This is a genomic window from Streptomyces sp. NBC_00096 (assembly GCF_045041305.1).
In the GTDB taxonomy this organism is placed as follows: Bacteria; Actinomycetota; Actinomycetes; order Streptomycetales; family Streptomycetaceae; genus Streptomyces.
On sequence record NZ_CP108221.1, the window covers coordinates 5,854,070 to 5,871,775 of the forward strand.

The window sequence follows — 17,706 nt, forward strand, 5'->3', positions numbered from 1 at the left end:
GGGCGGGTAGGGGACCTCGCCCCGCAGGGCAGACCATCCGCACCGCGCGAGCGGCGCGTCAAGGGGTATTGTCGCCGCCCGTGATCGAAACCCTTGTCTGGATTGCCCTCGCGCTCGGCCTCGTCGGGGTCTACCTCAGCTGGACCGCCGGGCGGCTCGACCGGCTGCACTCGCGGATGGACGCCGCGCGGGCCGCGCTCGACGCGCAGCTCGTGCGCCGCGCCTCCGTGGTGCTGGAGGTCGCGACCTCCGGGGTGCTGGACCCCGCCTCCGCCATCGTGCTGTACGAGGCCGCGCATGCCGCCCGGCAGGCCGAGGAGGAGCACCGCGAGGTCGCCGAGAGCGAGCTCAGCCAGGCGCTGCGCGCGGTGTTCTCCGATGCCGGGCAGGTCGACGCGCTCAAGGCCGCGCCGGGCGGGGCGGAGGCCACCGAGGAGCTCGCGGCGGCGGTCCGCCGGGTTCCGATGGCGCGCCGGTTCCTCAACGACGCGGTGCGCGCGGCCCGGGCCCTGCGCCGCCACCGCAAGGTCCGCTGGTTCCGGCTGGCGGGCCACGCGCCCTTCCCGTTGGCCTTCGAGATGGACGACGAGCCTCCGGTGGATCTGGCGGAACGGCCGTAACTTGTACCCAATGGCCAAATCGCGAGGAGCCACCGGCTGCACATTGGCCCTTGCAGTGGACTGGTCGAGAGGGTTTCCTCGGTCGAGTACCACCAGACCGCCAGTACCACCTGAATTTCCCTTTCGAGTGAGGTCAATCCGTGAGCACGCTTCCCTCCACCCCGCAGTCCGCTGAGTCGGCGATCGGCACCTCCCGCGTCAAGCGCGGCATGGCCGAGCAGCTCAAGGGCGGCGTGATCATGGACGTGGTCAACGCCGAGCAGGCGAAGATCGCCGAGGACGCCGGCGCCGTGGCCGTCATGGCCCTGGAGCGGGTTCCCGCCGACATCCGCAAGGACGGCGGCGTCGCCCGGATGTCCGACCCGAACATGATCGAAGAGATCATCGAGGCCGTCTCGATCCCGGTCATGGCCAAGTCCCGCATCGGCCACTTCGTCGAGGCCCAGGTGCTGCAGTCCCTCGGCGTCGACTACATCGACGAGTCCGAGGTCCTGACCCCGGCCGACGAGGTCAACCACTCCGACAAGTGGGCGTTCACCACCCCCTTCGTCTGTGGCGCCACCAACCTGGGCGAGGCCCTGCGCCGCATCGCCGAGGGCGCGGCCATGATCCGCTCGAAGGGCGAGGCCGGTACCGGCAACGTGGTCGAGGCCGTCCGCCACCTGCGCCAGATCAAGAACGAGATCGCCCGCCTGCGCGGCTACGACAACAACGAGCTGTTCGCCGCCGCCAAAGAGCTGCGCGCCCCGTACGAGCTGGTCAAGGAGGTCGCCGAGCTCGGCAAGCTCCCGGTCGTGCTGTTCTCCGCCGGTGGCGTCGCCACCCCGGCCGACGCCGCGCTGATGCGCCAGCTCGGTGCCGAGGGCGTCTTCGTCGGCTCGGGCATCTTCAAGTCGGGCGACCCGGCCAAGCGCGCCGCCGCCATCGTGAAGGCCACCACCTTCTACGACGACCCGAAGATCATCGCGGACGCCTCCCGCAACCTGGGCGAGGCCATGGTCGGCATCAACTGCGACACCCTCCCCGAGTCCGAGCGCTACGCCAACCGCGGCTGGTAGTCATCACCATGACCACCCCCGTGATTGGTGTCCTGGCACTCCAGGGCGACGTACGGGAGCACCTGATCGCCCTGGCCTCGGCTGACGCCGTGGCCAGGCCGGTCCGGCGTCCCGAGGAGCTCGCCGAGGTCGACGCCCTGGTGATCCCCGGCGGCGAGTCCACGACGATGTCGAAGCTCGCCGTGCTGTTCGGCATGCTGGAGCCGCTGCGCGAGCGCGTACGGGCCGGGATGCCGGTCTACGGCACCTGCGCCGGCATGATCATGCTCGCCGACAAGCTCCTGGACGGCCGTGAGGACCAGGAGACCCTGGGCGGCATCGACATGATCGTGCGCCGCAACGCCTTCGGCCGGCAGAACGAGTCCTTCGAGGCGCAGGTCGACTTCGCGGGCATAGCGGGCGGCCCCGTCGAGGGCGTGTTCATCCGCGCCCCCTGGGTCGAGTCGGTCGGCGCCGCCGCCGAGGTGCTCGCCACGTACGACGGCCACACCGTCGCCGTACGCCAGGGCAACGTCCTCGCCACCTCGTTCCACCCCGAGCTGACGGGTGACGACCGGGTCCACGCGTACTTCGTCGACATGGTGCGCGCAGGGCTGTAACGGCGTCCCGGTAGGATCTGAGGCGAACATTGTTGGTGACGCGAAGGAGACAGGCAGATGTCCGGCCACTCTAAATGGGCTACGACGAAGCACAAGAAGGCCGTGGTTGACGCCAAGCGCGGCAAGCTCTTCGCGAAGCTGATCAAGAACATCGAGGTCGCGGCCCGTATGGGCGGCGCCGACATCGATGGCAACCCGACCCTCTTCGACGCCATCCAGAAGGCCAAGAAGAGCTCGGTCCCGAACAAGAACATCGACTCCGCGGTCAAGCGCGGCGGCGGCCTCGAGGCCGGCGGCGCCGACTACGAGACGATCATGTACGAAGGCTACGGCCCGAACGGCGTCGCGGTGCTCATCGAGTGCCTCACCGACAACCGCAACCGTGCCGCGTCCGACGTGCGCGTCGCCATGACCCGCAACGGCGGCTCCATGGCGGACCCGGGCTCGGTCTCGTACCTGTTCAACCGCAAGGGCGTCGTGCTCCTGCCCAAGGGCGAGCTCTCCGAGGACGACGTCCTGGAGACGGTGCTCGAGGCGGGCGCCGAAGAGGTCAACGACCTCGGCGAGAGCTTCGAGATCATCAGCGAGGCCACCGACATGGTCGCGGTCCGCACCGCGCTCCAGCAGGCGGGCATCGACTACGACTCGGCCGACTCCAACTTCCTGCCGACCATGCAGGTCGAGCTGGACGAAGAGGGCGCGCGCAAGATCTTCAAGCTGATCGACGCGCTGGAGGACAGCGACGACGTGCAGAACGTCTTCGCCAACTTCGACGTCTCGGACGAGGTCATGGAAAAGGTCGACGCCTAGCCTCTTCGCTCTCACGGCATCGAGCAGCGGGCCGACGGGGACACACCCCGTCGGCCCGCTGCTTTGTCAGTGCCACCCGATAACCTGCGAAGCTGCACGTACAGGAGATCGAAGAAGGGGGCGGGGTGCGCGTACTCGGCGTTGACCCGGGGCTGACCCGATGCGGTGTCGGGGTCGTCGAGGGGGTGGCCGGCCGCCCCCTGACGATGCTGGGCGTGGGGGTCGTACGGACGCCCGCGGACGCCGAGTTGGGCCTGCGGCTCGTCGCGATCGAGCAGGGCATCGAGGAGTGGCTCGACGAGCACCGGCCCGAAGTCGTCGCGGTGGAGCGGGTGTTCAGCCAGCACAACGTCAGCACGGTGATGGGCACCGCCCAGGCGAGTGCCGTTGCCATGCTGTGCGCGGCGCGCCGCGGGATACCGGTCGCCCTGCACACCCCCAGCGAGGTCAAGGCCGCCGTCACCGGCAGCGGCCGCGCGGACAAGGCGCAGGTCGGGGCCATGGTGACCCGGCTGCTGCGGCTGTCGGCGCCGCCCAAGCCCGCCGACGCGGCGGACGCCCTGGCCCTCGCCATCTGCCACATCTGGCGCGCCCCCGCGCAGAACCGCCTCCAGCAGGCGGTCGCCCAGCACGCCTCCGCCATGAAAGGCCGCACCACATGATCGCCTTCGTCAGCGGCCCGGTCGCCGCGCTCGCCCCCACCCTGGCCGTGATCGAGGTCGGGGGAGTGGGCATGGCCGTGCACTGCACGCCGAACACCCTCGCCGGCCTGCGGACCGGTGAGCCGGCCCGGCTGGCGACGTCCCTGGTCGTACGGGAGGACTCGCTGACGCTGTACGGCTTCGCCGAGGACGACGAGCGGCAGGTCTTCGAGCTGCTGCAGACCGCGAGCGGGGTCGGGCCCAAGCTCGCGCAGGCGATGCTGGCGGTGCACAGCCCGGACGCGCTGCGCATCGCCGTCTCGGTGGGGGACGAGAAGGCGCTGATGGCCGTCTCCGGCATCGGGAAGAAGGGCGCGCAGAAGCTCCTGCTGGACCTGAAGGACAAGCTGGGCGCGCCGCTGGGGTCGAGCGGGATGGTCGGCGCGCAGCGGGCCGCGGCGTCCGGGCCCGCGCCGTGGACGGAGCAGCTGTCCGCCGCGCTGATCGGGCTGGGGTACGCGGCCCGGGACGCGGAGGACGCGGTCTCGGCCGTGACCCCGCAGGCGGAGGCCGCGATCGCCGCCGGCGGTTCGGCGCCGGTCCCGCAGCTCCTGCGCGCGGCCCTGCAGTCCCTGAACCGGGCCCGCTGACGCCGGTGCGGCGCCGCCGCCGGGGCTCCACCCCGGACCCCGTTCCTCAAACGCCGGAGGGGCTGAAACGATCGCCTCAATCGCCGGCGGGGCTTGATTCTGGCCGGCGTAGGCCTGCACGTGCGCGCAGCGCGACTGTGCGCCGAGGCGCGCTGGATTGCCCGCAGGGCGATTCCAGCCCCGCCGGCGATTGAGGCGCGGGGCCCGGGGCGGAGCCCCAGTAGACGCCCCGCACGCACACCACCGCACGACCGAGAAGGCAGACTGACACCGTGAACTGGGATGACGAGAGCGACGACCGGATCGTGGCGGCCGCGGCCGACGGTGAGGACACCGCCGTCGAGGCGGCCCTGCGGCCCAAGGACCTCGGCGAGTTCGTCGGGCAGGAGAAGGTCCGCCAGCAGCTGGACCTCGTCCTGAAGGCGGCCCGCCAGCGCGGCGCCACCGCCGATCACGTCCTGCTCTCGGGCGCCCCGGGGCTGGGCAAGACCACCCTGTCCATGATCATCGCGGCGGAGATGGGCGCGCCCATCCGGATCACCTCCGGCCCCGCCATCCAGCACGCCGGCGACCTGGCCGCCATCCTCTCCTCCCTCCAGGAGGGGGAGGTCCTCTTCCTCGACGAGATCCACCGCATGTCCCGGCCCGCCGAGGAGATGCTCTACATGGCGATGGAGGACTTCCGCGTCGACGTGATCGTCGGCAAGGGGCCCGGCGCGACCGCGATCCCCCTGGAGCTGCCCCCGTTCACCCTGGTGGGGGCAACGACCCGGGCCGGTCTGCTCCCGCCGCCGCTGCGCGACCGCTTCGGTTTCACCGGGCACATGGAGTTCTACGCCCCCGAGGAGCTGGAACGAGTCATCCACCGCTCCGCCCGCCTCCTCGACGTGGAGATCGACACCGCCGGCGCCGCCGAGATCGCCGGACGCTCGCGCGGCACGCCCCGCATCGCCAACCGGCTGCTGCGCCGCGTCCGGGACTACGCCCAGGTGCGGGCCGACGGAGTGATCAACCGCGCGGTCGCCGGGACCGCCCTGCAGGTGTACGAGGTCGACGGGCGCGGGCTCGACCGGCTGGACCGGGCCGTCCTGGAGGCGCTGCTGAAGCTCTTCGGCGGGGGACCCGTGGGCCTGTCGACGCTCGCCGTCGCCGTGGGCGAGGAGCGGGAGACCGTGGAGGAGGTGGCCGAGCCGTTCCTCGTGAGGGAGGGACTTCTGGCCAGGACCCCGCGGGGGCGGGTCGCGACCCCGGCCGCATGGGCTCACCTGGGACTTGTTCCCCCGCAGCACGGCGGGAACGGATCAAGCGGACAACAGGGCCTCTTCGGGACCTGACGGCGCGGAGGTTCGCCTCGCCCGGAACTGCGATGACATGCTGGGCGTTGTTCCATCGGTGCGGACTCGCCTAGACTCCGCCGATGCCGACCCTTACGGTCGGCGTACCCACCCCCCGTAAAAAGGCCGTGCGCTCGTGCGGCCGATGCGAAGGACCTGAGTCCCTTGAATCCGATCTCCCTCCTCCCGTTCGTGCTGATCATCGGGGCGTTCTTCCTGCTGACCCGCAGCCAGAAGAAGAAGCAGCAGCAGGCCGTGCAGATGCGCGACCAGCTGACGCCCGGTACCGGAGTCCGCACCATCGGCGGCATGTACGCCACGGTGAAGGAGATCGGTGACGACACGGTCACCCTCGAGGTGGCTCCCGGCGTTCACGCGATGTACGCGAAGAACGCCATCGGCGCCGTCCTGGAGGACGAGGAGTACAACCGCATCGTCCACGGCATCACCGATGATCTGACGATCGACACGCCGGTCGTCCCGGACGACGCGTCCTCCCTGACAGAGGACGAGACCCCCAAGCTCGACCTGGGCAAGAAGGACGAGCCCAAGGCCGACGAGCCCAAGGGCGAGGAGCCTAAGGACGGCAAGGCCGACGGCGAGGCCGGCGCGAAGTAGCGCCGGGCGGGGGACCGCGCAGGGCGCCTGATCGGCGGCTCCGGCGGTTCCCGCCAGCGACCCTTCTGCGGGGGGCAGGGGTCCCCACACACATTTCGTGGCCGTCCGCGCGCTGACCCGGCGCGGGACGGTTGGACAGGGAGAAACGACAAGGTGGCAGCACCGAAGAAGGGCCGGAGGCCCACGGGGGCTCAGGGGAGGCCGGGGCGCGCCCTGGCCCTCATCCTGATCGCGATGGTGGCGCTCACCGCGGGGATGTTCCTCACGGGTCAGACGACGCCGCGACTCGGCATCGACCTCGCCGGCGGTACGAGCATCACGCTCAAGGCCAAGAGCGAGCCCGGCAAGCCGGACGCGATCAACGAGACCAATATGAACACGGCGGTCGGCATCATCGAACGCCGCGTCAACGGTCTCGGCGTCTCGGAGGCCGAGGTCCAGACGCAGGGCAAAGACCACATCATCGTGAACATCCCCAAGGGGACGAACGAGCAGCAGGCGCGCGAGCAGGTCGGTACCACCGCCCAGCTCTACTTCCGCCCGGTGCTCGCCACGGCGGACGGTGCCCCGGTCGCCCCCGAGGCCAACGCGAGCGGCTCCCCGAGCCCGTCCACGAGCGGTTCCGGTTCTCCGTCCGCGAGTGCGCCCACTCCGTCGTCCAGCGCCACTTCCCAGGGCCGTGCGCTCAGTGAGGCCCTCAAGGCCCCGAACGCCCCCTCTCCCTCGCCGTCGGCGAGCGAGTCGAAGAAGGCAGACGACAAGGCCACCCCGTCCACGACGCCCTCGGCGCCCAGCGCCGACCAGGCCGCCGCCGCCGACCTGCAGGCGAAGTTCGCCGCGCTGGACTGCAGCAACGAGGCCCAGCGCGCCGCCGTGAGCAAGAACGTCAAGCCCGAGGACCCGACGCTCGCCTGTGGCAAGCGCGGTACCGCCTGGGGCAAGTGGGTGCTCGGCCCGGCCCAGGTCAACGGCCAGGACGTGAAGGACGCCAAGGGTCAGATCGACCCGCAGCGCGGTGCCTGGATCGTCACCATGCAGTTCACCGACAAGGGCGCCGACAAGTTCGCCAAGATCACCGGTGAGCTGGCGGCCAAGCAGTCCCCGCAGAACCAGTTCGCGATCGTCCTCGACGGCGAGGTCATCTCCGACCCGTCCGTCAGCCAGGCGCTGACCGGTGGCAACGCCGAGATCTCCGGCGGCTTCACCCAGCAGTCCGCGATGGACCTGGGCAACATGCTCTCGTACGGCGCCCTGCCGCTGTCCTTCCAGGAGGACAGCGTCACCACCGTCACCGCCGCGCTCGGTGGCGAGCAGCTGAAGGCCGGCCTCATCGCCGGTGCCATCGGCCTCGCGCTCGTGGTGATCTACCTGCTGGCCTACTACCGGGGCCTGGCGTTCGTCGCCATCATCAGCCTCATCGTCTCCGGCATCCTGACCTACACGATCATGGCGCTGCTCGGGAAGGGCATCGGCTTCGCGCTGAACCTGCCCGCCGTCTGCGGTGCGATCGTCGCGATCGGCATCACCGCCGACTCCTTCATCGTGTACTTCGAACGCATCCGGGACGAGATCCGCGACGGCCGCACCCTGCGTCCGGCCGTCGAGCGCGCCTGGCCGCGTGCCCGGCGCACCATCCTGGTCTCCGACTTCGTGTCGTTCCTGGCGGCCGCGGTGCTGTTCATCGTCACCGTCGGCAAGGTGCAGGGCTTCGCCTTCACCCTGGGTCTGACGACCCTGCTCGACGTGGTCGTGGTGTTCCTCTTCACCAAGCCCGTCATGACGCTGCTGGCCCGTACGGCCTTCTTCTCCAGCGGTCACCCGTGGTCCGGGCTGGACCCGAAGCGACTGGGCGCGAAGCCGCCGCTGCGACGCTCGCGTCGTACCGGCTCCGGCGCGGCCACCGCGACCGTCTCCGCCCCCGTCGACGCAAAGGAGGCGTGAGGGATGTCGAAGCTCGGAGATCTCGGCGCCAAGCTGTACCGAGGTGAGGTCGGCTACGACTTCGTCGGCAAGCGCTTCGTCTGGTACGGCGTTTCCATCCTGATCACCATCACGGCGATCGTGGCCCTGGCCGTCTCTGGCCTCAACATGGGCATCGAGTTCAAGGGCGGTGCCGTCTTCACCACCCCGAAGACCTCCGTCTCGGAGACCCAGGCCCGTGAGGACGCGGAGAAGGCCTCCGGCCACGACGCGATCGTCCAGAAGCTCGGCACCGGTGGCCTGCGCATCCAGATCTCGGGTCTGGACACCGACGCGGCCGCCGGCGTGAAGGCCAAGCTCGCCACCGACCTCAAGGTCGACGCGGGCCAGATCAACGCCGACCTGGTCGGCCCCAGCTGGGGCGAGCAGATCGCCAACAAGGCCTGGACCGGCCTCGGCGTCTTCATGGTCCTCGTGGTGATCTACCTGGCCATCGCCTTCGAGTGGCGGATGGCGATCGCGGCACTGATCGCGCTGATCCACGACCTCACGATCACGGTCGGCGTGTACGCGCTGGTCGGCTTCGAGGTCACCCCGGGTACGGTCATCGGCCTGCTGACGATCCTCGGTTACTCCCTCTACGACACCGTCGTCGTCTTCGACGGTCTCAAGGAGGGCTCGAAGGACATCACCAAGCAGACCCGGTGGACGTTCAGCGAGGTCGCCAACCGCAGCATCAACGGCACCCTGGTCCGCTCGATCAACACCACCGTCGTCGCCCTGCTCCCGGTCGGGGCGCTGCTCTTCATCGGCGGCGGCTTCCTGGGCGCCGGCATGCTGAACGACATCTCGCTGTCGCTGTTCGTCGGCCTCGCGGCCGGTGCCTACTCGTCGATCTTCATCGCGACCCCGCTGGTCGTGGACCTGAAGGAGCGCGAGCCGGCCATGAAGGCGCTGAAGAAGCGGGTGCTCGCGAAGCGGGCGTCCGCGGCGGCCAAGGGCGAATCGCCCGAGGACGGCTTCGAGGGCGAGGACGCGCCGCAGGTCGTGGCGCAGGGCCGCTCGGGTCGCCGCCGGTGACCACGGAGCTGTCCGCCGACGTACGGGAGCTGCTGCTCAGCCGGATCACGGACGTGGCGGACTACCCGAAGCCGGGAGTGATGTTCAAGGACATCACCCCGCTGCTGGCCGACCCGAAGGCGTTCGGCGCCCTGACGGACGCGCTGGTGGAACTGGCCGGGCGGTACGGAGCGACGAAGATCGTCGGGCTGGAGGCGCGGGGGTTCATCCTGGCGGCTCCGGTGGCCGTGCAGGCGGGCATCGGCTTCGTGCCGGTCCGCAAGGCCGGAAAGCTGCCCGGGGCGACGCTCCTGCAGTCCTACGACCTGGAGTACGGCTCGGCGCAGATCGAGATCCACGCGGAGGCGCTGGACGCCGGGGACCGGGTCATGGTCATCGACGACGTGCTGGCCACCGGCGGTACCGCGGGGGCCTCGCTGGAGCTGATCCGGCGGGCGGGTGCGGAGGTCGCGGGTGTCGCGGTCCTGATGGAACTGTCGTTCCTGCCGGGCCGCGAGCGCCTGGCCGGCCCCCTGGCGGGGGCTCCGCTGGACGCGCTGATCGTGGTCTGACCACACTGTCCGCGAAGCGGGCGTGCACGGGATCTCCCGGGCACGCCCGCTTCGGCGTGTGCGACCGCTGCGCGGGGCTGAGGAGACCGGGTCCGGGGCGGAGCCCCGGTCATGGAGCCGGCCGGGGCGCGGGCTCGGGGAACGGGGTGGCGCAACCCTCGCTACGATGGGTTGTCCGGACCGGAACACGGGCACCGGATCCTCCCCCAGACACCGTCCGGGGGGACCCCCGTGAGGAGCGCTCTTGCCAGACGAGGTCCAGCCAATCCCCGCCGCGCAGCCCGATCCGCAGCCCGAGGCGGTCGCGGCGGCCCCCGCCACGCCCCCGCCTGCCCCGGCCCCCGCGCCGCCGGCCAAGCCCGCGTCCGCGAAATCGGCCGGGTCGTCCAACCGGGTGCGCGCGCGACTGGCCCGGCTCGGCGTCCAGCGTTCCAACCCGTACAACCCGGTCCTGGAACCGCTGCTCCGCATAGTCCGCAGCAACGACCCGAAGATCTCCACGGAGACGCTGCGCCAGCTCGAGCAGGCGTACCAGGTGGCCGAGCGCTGGCACCGCGGTCAGAAGCGCAAGAGCGGTGACCCGTACATCACCCACCCGCTCGCGGTGACGACGATCCTCGCCGAGCTGGGCATGGACCCCGCCACCCTGATGGCCGGTCTGCTGCACGACACCGTCGAGGACACCGAGTACGGGCTGGAGGACCTGCGGCGCGACTTCGGCGACGCGGTGACCCTGCTCGTCGATGGCGTCACCAAGCTCGACCGGGTCAAGTTCGGCGAGGCGGCCCAGGCCGAGACCGTCCGCAAGATGGTCGTGGCCATGGCCAAGGACCCCCGGGTCCTGGTCATCAAGCTGGCCGACCGCCTGCACAACATGCGCACCATGCGCTACCTCAAGCGGGAGAAGCAGGAGAAGAAGGCCCGCGAGACCCTCGAGATCTACGCCCCGCTGGCACACCGGCTGGGCATGAACACCATCAAGTGGGAGCTGGAGGACCTCGCCTTCGCGATCCTCTACCCCAAGATGTACGACGAGATCGTGCGGCTGGTGGCCGAACGGGCCCCCAAGCGCGACGAGTACCTCACCGTCGTCACCGACGAGGTGCAGGCCGACCTCCGGGCCGCCCGCATCAAGGCCACCGTCACCGGCAGGCCCAAGCACTACTACAGCGTCTACCAGAAGATGATCGTGCGGGGCCGCGACTTCGCCGAGATCTACGACCTGGTCGGCATCCGCGTCCTGGTGGACACGGTGCGGGACTGCTACGCCGCCCTCGGCACGGTGCACGCGCGATGGAACCCGGTCCCCGGCCGGTTCAAGGACTACATCGCGATGCCGAAGTTCAACATGTACCAGTCGCTCCACACGACGGTCATCGGACCCAGCGGCAAGCCGGTCGAGCTCCAGATCCGCACCTTCGACATGCACCGCCGCGCCGAGTACGGCATCGCCGCGCACTGGAAGTACAAGCAGCAGACCGTCGCCGGCACCTCCAAGGTCCGCACCGACGTCCCGCAGGCCGCCAAGGGCAGCGCGGGCCACGACACGGTCAACGACATGGCCTGGCTGCGCCAGCTGCTGGACTGGCAGAAGGAGACCGAGGACCCGAGCGAGTTCCTCGACTCGCTGCGCTTCGACCTCTCGCGCAACGAGGTCTTCGTCTTCACGCCCAAGGGCGACGTCATAGCGCTGCCGGCCGGAGCCACCCCCGTGGACTTCGCGTACGCCGTCCACACCGAGGTCGGCCACCGGACCATAGGAGCGCGGGTCAACGGGCGGCTCGTACCGCTCGAATCGACCCTCGACAACGGGGACCTGGTCGAGGTCTTCACCTCCAAGGCCGAGGGCGCCGGCCCGTCCCGCGACTGGCTGGGCTTCGTCAAGTCCCCCAGGGCCCGCAACAAGATCCGAGCCTGGTTCTCCAAGGAACGCCGGGACGAGGCGATCGAGCACGGCAAGGACGCCATCGCGCGGGCCATGCGCAAGCAGAACCTGCCGATCCAGCGGATCCTGACCGGGGACTCCCTCGTCACCCTCGCGCACGAGATGCGCTACCCCGACATCTCCTCGCTCTACGCGGCGATCGGCGAAGGCCACGTCACCGCGCAGAACGTCGTGCAGAAGCTGGTCCAGGCCCTCGGCGGCGAGGACGCGGCCAACGAGGACATCGAGGACAGCATTCCGCCGGCCCGCGGCCGCAGCAAGCGGCGCGGCAACGCCGACCCCGGCGTGGTCGTCAAGGGCGTCGACGACGTGTGGGTCAAGCTGGCCCGCTGCTGCACCCCCGTGCCGGGCGACCCCATCATCGGGTTCGTCACGCGCGGCAGCGGCGTCTCGGTGCACCGCGCGGACTGCGTCAACGTCGACTCGCTCTCCCAGCAGCCCGAGCGGATGCTGGAGGTCGAGTGGGCGCCCACCCAGTCCTCCGTCTTCCTGGTCGCCATCCAGGTCGAGGCGCTGGACCGGTCCCGGCTGCTGTCGGACGTCACCCGGGTCCTGTCGGACCAGCACGTGAACATCCTCTCGGCGGCCGTGCAGACCTCCCGCGACCGGGTGGCCACCTCCCGGTTCACCTTCGAGATGGGCGACCCGAAGCACCTGGGACACGTCCTGAAGGCCGTACGGGGCGTCGAGGGCGTCTACGACGTCTACCGCGTGACCTCGGCCCGCAGGCCCTAGCCGGCCCGCACGGGGGCCCGTAGGGGCCGCGCACACGCGGGAGGGCCCCGGTACGGAAGATCCGTACCGGGGCCCTCCCGCGTGCGGGGGCGGCGGCCGATCAGCCGCCGAACTCCTCCAGGCCCTTCAGCGCCTGGTCGAGCAGGGCCTGGCGGCCCTCCAGCTCCCGGGCCAGCTTGTCGGCCCTGGAGTTGTTGCCCGTCGCGCGCGCGGCGTCGATCTGCGTGCGCAGCTTGTCGACCGCCGCCTGCAGCTGACCCGTCAGACCGGCCGCACGGGCCCGCGCCTCCGGGTTCGTACGGCGCCACTCGCCTTCCTCGGCCTCCTGGATGGCCCGCTCGACGGAGTGCATCCGGCCCTCGACCTTGGGACGCGCGTCCCGCGGTACGTGGCCGATGGCCTCCCAGCGCTCGTTCAGGGAGCGGAACGCGGCACGGGCCGCCTTCAGGTCCGTGATCGGGACGAGCTTCTCGGCCTCATCGGCCAGCTCCTCCTTCAGCTTCAGGTTCTCCACCTGCTCGGCGTCGCGCTCCGCGAATACGTCGCTGCGGGCCGCGAAGAAGACGTCCTGGGCGCCGCGGAAACGGTTCCACAGATCGTCCTCGGACTCGCGCTGGGCGCGGCCGGCGGCCTTCCAGCTCTCCATCAGCTCGCGGTAGCGGGCCGCCGTCGGACCCCAGTCGGCCGACTTCGACAGCGCCTCGGCCTCCGCGACCAGCTTCTCCTTGACCTTGCGGGCGTCCTCGCGCTGCGCGTCGAGCGAGGCGAAGTGGGCCTTGCGGCGCTTGGAGAAGGCGGAACGGGCGTGCGAGAAGCGGTGCCACAGCTCGTCGTCCGACTTGCGGTCGAGGCGCGGGAGACCCTTCCAGATGTCCACCAGGGCCCGCAGCCGCTCACCGGCGCTGCGCCACTGGTCGCTCTGCGCCAGTTGCTCGGCCTCGGCGACCAGCGCGTCCTTGGCCGTACGGGCCTCGTCCGTCTGCTTCGCCTTCTGGACCTTGCGCTCCTCGCGCCGCGAGTCCACGGTCGACACCAGCTTGTCCAGCCGGACGCGCAGGGCGTCGAGGTCGCCGACGGCGTGGTGCTCGTCCACCTGCGTGCGCAGGTGCTCGATGGCCGTCTGGGCGTCCTTGGCGGGCAGATCGGTCGTCCGCACCCGTCGTTCGAGGAGGCCGATCTCGACCACCAGGCCCTCGTACTTGCGCTCGAAGTAGGCCAGGGCCTCCTCCGGCGTACCGGCCTGCCACGAGCCGACGACCTTCTCGCCATCGGCAGTTCGCACGTACACGGTGCCGGTCTCGTCGACTCGGCCCCACGGGTCGCTGCTCACAGCGCCTCCTCCACCTGATGCCCTGCGAGGGGTTCACCCCCTGGGCATCGTCCACAGTTTCCTGGGGCGGGCCGCGCCCGCCCTGCACAACGCCAACATAGGCGACCGCCGGGCCGGCTGTCCGCATCCAGCACGACGGAATATCGGCGTGCGGGCGCGGCCAGCACGGCCACGGTCCGGGCTCGGGCCGCCTGGTCCGGGTCAGTTCTGGGTGACGGTGCCCTTCTCGATGGTCACGGGGGTCTTGGGGGCCCCGTCCTGGCCGCCGTCGGCCGTACCGGCCTTGGCCACCTCTTCCAGCACCTTCAGGCCGGCCGCGTCGATCTTGCCGAAGGGGGTGTACGTGGGAGCCAGCGGGCTGTCCTTGTAGACCAGGAAGAACTGGCTGCCGCCGGAACCGGGCTGGCCGGTGTTGGCCATCGCCACCGTGCCCGCCGGGTAGACGACCTGACCCTGCTCGTTGGCCTTGCCGAGGGCGTCGAGGTTCTCGTCGGCGATGGTGTAGCCGGGGCCGCCACTGCCGGTGCCCTGCGGGTCACCGCACTGCAGGACGAAGATGCCGCTCGTCGTCAGACGGTGGCACTTGGTGTTGTCGAAGAACTTCTTGTCGGCGAGCGACTTGAACGAGTTGACCGTCTGCGGGGTCTTCGCCGCGTCCATCTCGAACTTGACGTCGCCCGCGCTGGTCTTCAGGTCGAAGGTGTACTTCGCCTTGGCGTCGATCGCCATCGCCGGGGAGGGGGACTGCTGCGGGGTGGGCGAGGCCGAGGGGTTGGCGGCCGGGTCGGCCGCCTCGTCCTTCTTGTCCTTGTCGAAGACGCCGCCGACCACCAGGCCGACCAGCGTCGCGACGACCACGGCCACCGCCGCGCCGATCACGGCGAGCCGCCTGCGCGTCTTCTGCCGTGCCTCGGCACGCCGCTTCTGCTGGCGTTCGTACTTCTCCCTGGCGAGCTGGCGCCGCCGCTGATCGCTCGTGACCACCGGGTCGTCTCCTTGTGCGTGTCTGATACCACTGTCCGGGCTGGGCTAGGCCGTACCGTATATGGGTTCGCTGTGTAATGAGCGGCGCCGGTAGGCTCTGAGCAGCAGCATTCCGATCTGCAGCCTCCCGCCGGACGACGATTGAGGACGAACGTGCTGATTGCCGGATTCCCCGCCGGGGCCTGGGGGACCAATTGCTACGTGGTCGCCCCCGCCGCCGGTGAGGAGTGCGTCATCATCGACCCGGGCCACCAGGCCACCCAGGGTGTCGAGGAGACGCTGAAGAAGCACCGGCTCAAGCCCGTCGCGGTCGTGCTCACCCACGGCCACATCGATCATGTGGCCTCGGTGGTCCCGGTGTGCGGAGCACACGACGTACCGGCCTGGATCCACCCCGAGGACCGCTTCATGATGAGCGACCCGGAGAAGGCCCTCGGCCGCTCGCTGGGCGCGCAGCTCATGGGTGAGCTCACGGTGGGGGAGCCGTCCGACGTGAAGGAACTGACCGACGGGGCGAAGCTCGCCCTCGCGGGCATGGAGCTCACCGTGTCGCACGCCCCCGGCCATACCAGGGGGTCGGTGACCTTCGGGATGCCCGGGGCGGGGGACGTCCCGCCGCTGCTGTTCTCGGGCGACCTGCTCTTCGCCGGCTCCATCGGGCGTACCGACTTCCCCGGCGGCAGCCACGCCGACATGCTCGAGTCGCTGGCCCGCGTGTGCCTGCCGCTCGACGACTCGACCGTGGTGCTGCCCGGACACAACGAGCACACGACCATTGGCCGTGAGCGCGCCACCAACCCTTACCTGCGGCAGGTGGCCGCCGGCCTGGGAGACGGTTTCACGTCTCCACGACGAGGAATGTGACGAGAGTTTCGTGAGTACTTTTCAGGCCCCCAAGGGCACGTACGACCTGCTGCCGCCCCGCTCCGCCACCTTCCTGGCGGTGCGCGAGGCGATCTCCGCGCCCCTGAAGAACTCCGGCTACGGGTACGTGGAGACCCCCGGCTTCGAGAACGTCGAGCTGTTCTCCCGCGGTGTCGGCGAGTCCACCGACATCGTCAGCAAGGAGATGTACACCCTCACGACGAAGGGCGGCGACCAGCTGGCCCTCCGCCCCGAGGGCACCGCCTCCGTGCTCCGAGCGGCGCTCCAGGGAAACCTGCACAAGCTCGGCGGCCTGCCCGTCAAGCTCTGGTACTCCGGCTCGTACTACCGCTACGAGCGGGCCCAGGCCGGCCGCTACCGCCACTTCTCCCAGGTCGGCGCCGAGGCGATCGGCGCCGAGGACCCGGCGCTGGACGCCGAGCTGATCATCCTGGCCGACCAGGCGTACCGCTCGCTGGGCCTGCGCAACTTCCGGATCCTGCTCAACTCGCTGGGCGACAAGGAGTGCCGTCCGGTGTACCGGGAGGCCCTCCAGGCCTTCCTGCGCGGGCTGGACCTGGACGAGGACACCGTCCGCCGGGCCGAGATCAACCCGCTGCGCGTCCTCGACGACAAGCGGGAGTCCGTCCAGAAGCAGCTGGTCGGCGCGCCGATGCTGCGGGACTACCTCTGCGACGCCTGCAAGGCGTACCACGAGGAGGTGCGGGCGCTGGTGACGGCGGCCGGGGTCGTGTTCGAGGACGACGAGAAGCTGGTGCGCGGTCTGGACTACTACACGCGCACCACCTTCGAGTTCGTGCACGACGGTCTGGGCTCCCAGTCTGCGGTCGGCGGCGGCGGCCGCTACGACGGCCTCTCCGAGATGATCGGCGGGCCGGCGCTGCCTTCGGTGGGCTGGGCGCTGGGTGTGGACCGTACGGTGCTGGCGCTCGAAGCCGAGGGCGTCGCGCTGGACATCCCGGCCGCGACCTCCGTCTTCGCGGTGGCGCTGGGCGGGGCGAAGCCGGTGCTGTTCGGTCTGGTGACCGAGCTGCGGCGGGCCGGTGTGGCCGCGGACATCTCCTACGGGGGCAAGGGCCTCAAGGGCGCGATGAAGGACGCCAACCGCAGCGGGGCGCGGTTCGCGCTGGTCGCGGGGGACCGGGACCTCGAAGAGGGCGTGGTCCAGCTGAAGGACATGGAGTCCGGGGAGCAGGTTCCGGTGGCCCTGGCCGATGTGGTGGACACGGTCCGGGCGAAGCTGGCCTGACGGCGGCGGTCGCCGCGCGGGGCTTTCCGGGCGCTGCCCGGACCCGCGCGGCGGCCGCCGTTCACAGCAGGCCGTGCCGCATGGCCGTGGTCACCGCCGCCGTGCGGTCCGTGACCTTCAGCTTCGCGAAGACCCGCAGCAGGTGGGTCTTGACCGTGGACTCCGCCACGAACAGGCGGCGGCCGATCTCCGCGTTCGTCGCGCCCTCCGCGACCAGCCGGAGCACCGCCACCTCCCGGTCGGAGAGCCGCGGCTGCTCCGGGCGGGTGCGCAGCCGGTCCAGCAGGCGCCCCGCCACCGTCGGGGCCAGGACCGTCTCGCCGCGCACGGCCGCCCGCACCGCGTCCGCCAGCTCCGCCCGCGCCATGTCCTTGAGCAGGTAGCCCGCCGCACCCGCCTCCACCGCGCGCAGGATGTCCCGGTCCTCCTCGTACGTCGTCAGCACCACCACCCGCACCGGCAGCCGGGCCGCCGTGATGCGGGCGATCGAGTCGACCCCGTCCCCGCCCGGCATCCGCAGGTCCATCAGGATCAGGTCCAGGTCCGGGACCAGCCGGGCCGCCAGTGCCTCCGCCTGCGGGCCGTTCGCGGCCTCGGCGACGACCTCCAGGTCCGGCTCGGCGCTGAGCATGCCGCGCAGGCCCTCCCGAACCACCGGGTGGTCGTCGGCCAGCAGGATGCGGATCATGTCGTACGG

The 17,706-nt window shown here is 70.7% G+C and carries 17 protein-coding genes; 14 read left to right on the forward strand and 3 right to left on the reverse strand.

The features are described from left to right. Window positions 1-80 precede the first annotated feature (80 nt). The 12 genes from OG904_RS25930 to OG904_RS25985 all read left to right on the forward strand — a co-directional run bounded on the left by OG904_RS25930 (window position 81) and on the right by OG904_RS25985 (window position 12,561). Window positions 81-620, forward strand: coding sequence for a hypothetical protein (locus tag OG904_RS25930; protein WP_328297666.1), 540 nt, complete (start codon window positions 81-83; stop codon window positions 618-620). A 140-nt stretch (window positions 621-760) separates the two neighbouring features. Then, a complete protein-coding gene (gene pdxS / locus OG904_RS25935) occupies window positions 761-1,678 on the forward strand; it encodes a pyridoxal 5'-phosphate synthase lyase subunit PdxS (protein WP_030294529.1) in 918 nt (305 codons plus the stop codon). 8 nt (window positions 1,679-1,686) lie between these two features. After that, window positions 1,687-2,277: a pyridoxal 5'-phosphate synthase glutaminase subunit PdxT gene (pdxT, locus tag OG904_RS25940; RefSeq protein WP_405494890.1), complete on the forward strand. Its 591-nt coding sequence runs from the start codon at window positions 1,687-1,689 to the stop codon at window positions 2,275-2,277. A gap of 57 nt (window positions 2,278-2,334) precedes the next feature. Then, a complete protein-coding gene (locus OG904_RS25945; RefSeq protein WP_328297664.1) occupies window positions 2,335-3,087 on the forward strand; it encodes a YebC/PmpR family DNA-binding transcriptional regulator in 753 nt (250 codons plus the stop codon). Window positions 3,088-3,212: 125 nt separating this feature from the next. Beyond that, window positions 3,213-3,749, forward strand: coding sequence for a crossover junction endodeoxyribonuclease RuvC (gene ruvC, locus OG904_RS25950; protein WP_405494892.1), 537 nt, complete (start codon window positions 3,213-3,215; stop codon window positions 3,747-3,749). Then, the gene (ruvA, locus tag OG904_RS25955; protein ID WP_405494894.1) at window positions 3,746-4,378 is read left to right on the forward strand and encodes a Holliday junction branch migration protein RuvA; all 633 of its coding nucleotides are present in this window, start codon (window positions 3,746-3,748) and stop codon (window positions 4,376-4,378) included. The genes ruvC and ruvA overlap by 4 nt, the downstream gene beginning before the upstream one ends. A gap of 272 nt (window positions 4,379-4,650) precedes the next feature. Further along, the gene (ruvB, locus tag OG904_RS25960; protein ID WP_405494896.1) at window positions 4,651-5,712 is read left to right on the forward strand and encodes a Holliday junction branch migration DNA helicase RuvB; all 1,062 of its coding nucleotides are present in this window, start codon (window positions 4,651-4,653) and stop codon (window positions 5,710-5,712) included. 165 nt (window positions 5,713-5,877) lie between these two features. Then, window positions 5,878-6,330: a preprotein translocase subunit YajC gene (gene yajC / locus OG904_RS25965; protein WP_405494898.1), complete on the forward strand. Its 453-nt coding sequence runs from the start codon at window positions 5,878-5,880 to the stop codon at window positions 6,328-6,330. A 153-nt stretch (window positions 6,331-6,483) separates the two neighbouring features. Next, window positions 6,484-8,271: a protein translocase subunit SecD gene (secD, locus tag OG904_RS25970; RefSeq protein WP_405494900.1), complete on the forward strand. Its 1,788-nt coding sequence runs from the start codon at window positions 6,484-6,486 to the stop codon at window positions 8,269-8,271. A gap of 3 nt (window positions 8,272-8,274) precedes the next feature. Then, on the forward strand, window positions 8,275-9,330 hold the full coding sequence (secF, locus tag OG904_RS25975) for a protein translocase subunit SecF (protein WP_405494902.1): 1,056 nt from the start codon (window positions 8,275-8,277) through the stop codon (window positions 9,328-9,330). Next, window positions 9,327-9,881, forward strand: a complete 555-nt coding sequence (locus OG904_RS25980) for an adenine phosphoribosyltransferase (RefSeq protein ID WP_405494904.1) — start codon at window positions 9,327-9,329, stop codon at window positions 9,879-9,881. The genes secF and OG904_RS25980 overlap by 4 nt, the downstream gene beginning before the upstream one ends. Before the next feature lie 244 nt (window positions 9,882-10,125). Then, window positions 10,126-12,561, forward strand: coding sequence for a RelA/SpoT family protein (locus OG904_RS25985; protein ID WP_405494906.1), 2,436 nt, complete (start codon window positions 10,126-10,128; stop codon window positions 12,559-12,561). Between the two features lie 100 nt (window positions 12,562-12,661). Here OG904_RS25985 and OG904_RS25990 read toward each other — a convergent pair whose 3' ends face one another. Continuing rightward, complete coding sequence (locus OG904_RS25990; RefSeq protein WP_405494908.1) at window positions 12,662-13,891, reverse strand: DUF349 domain-containing protein; 1,230 nt, start codon at window positions 13,889-13,891, stop codon at window positions 12,662-12,664. A 201-nt stretch (window positions 13,892-14,092) separates the two neighbouring features. Beyond that, window positions 14,093-14,875: a peptidylprolyl isomerase gene (locus OG904_RS25995; protein ID WP_405494910.1), complete on the reverse strand. Its 783-nt coding sequence runs from the start codon at window positions 14,873-14,875 to the stop codon at window positions 14,093-14,095. Between the two features lie 153 nt (window positions 14,876-15,028). On the opposite strand from OG904_RS25995, the gene OG904_RS26000 reads away from it, so the two are divergent. Then, a complete protein-coding gene (locus OG904_RS26000) occupies window positions 15,029-15,739 on the forward strand; it encodes an MBL fold metallo-hydrolase (RefSeq protein WP_405494912.1) in 711 nt (236 codons plus the stop codon). Between the two features lie 10 nt (window positions 15,740-15,749). Continuing rightward, the gene (hisS, locus tag OG904_RS26005; RefSeq protein WP_405494914.1) at window positions 15,750-17,009 is read left to right on the forward strand and encodes a histidine--tRNA ligase; all 1,260 of its coding nucleotides are present in this window, start codon (window positions 15,750-15,752) and stop codon (window positions 17,007-17,009) included. Window positions 17,010-17,070: 61 nt separating this feature from the next. Here the strand turns inward: hisS and OG904_RS26010 are convergent, their stop codons facing one another. Then, the gene (locus OG904_RS26010) at window positions 17,071-17,697 is read right to left on the reverse strand and encodes a response regulator (protein ID WP_405494916.1); all 627 of its coding nucleotides are present in this window, start codon (window positions 17,695-17,697) and stop codon (window positions 17,071-17,073) included. Window positions 17,698-17,706: the final 9 nt, after the last annotated feature.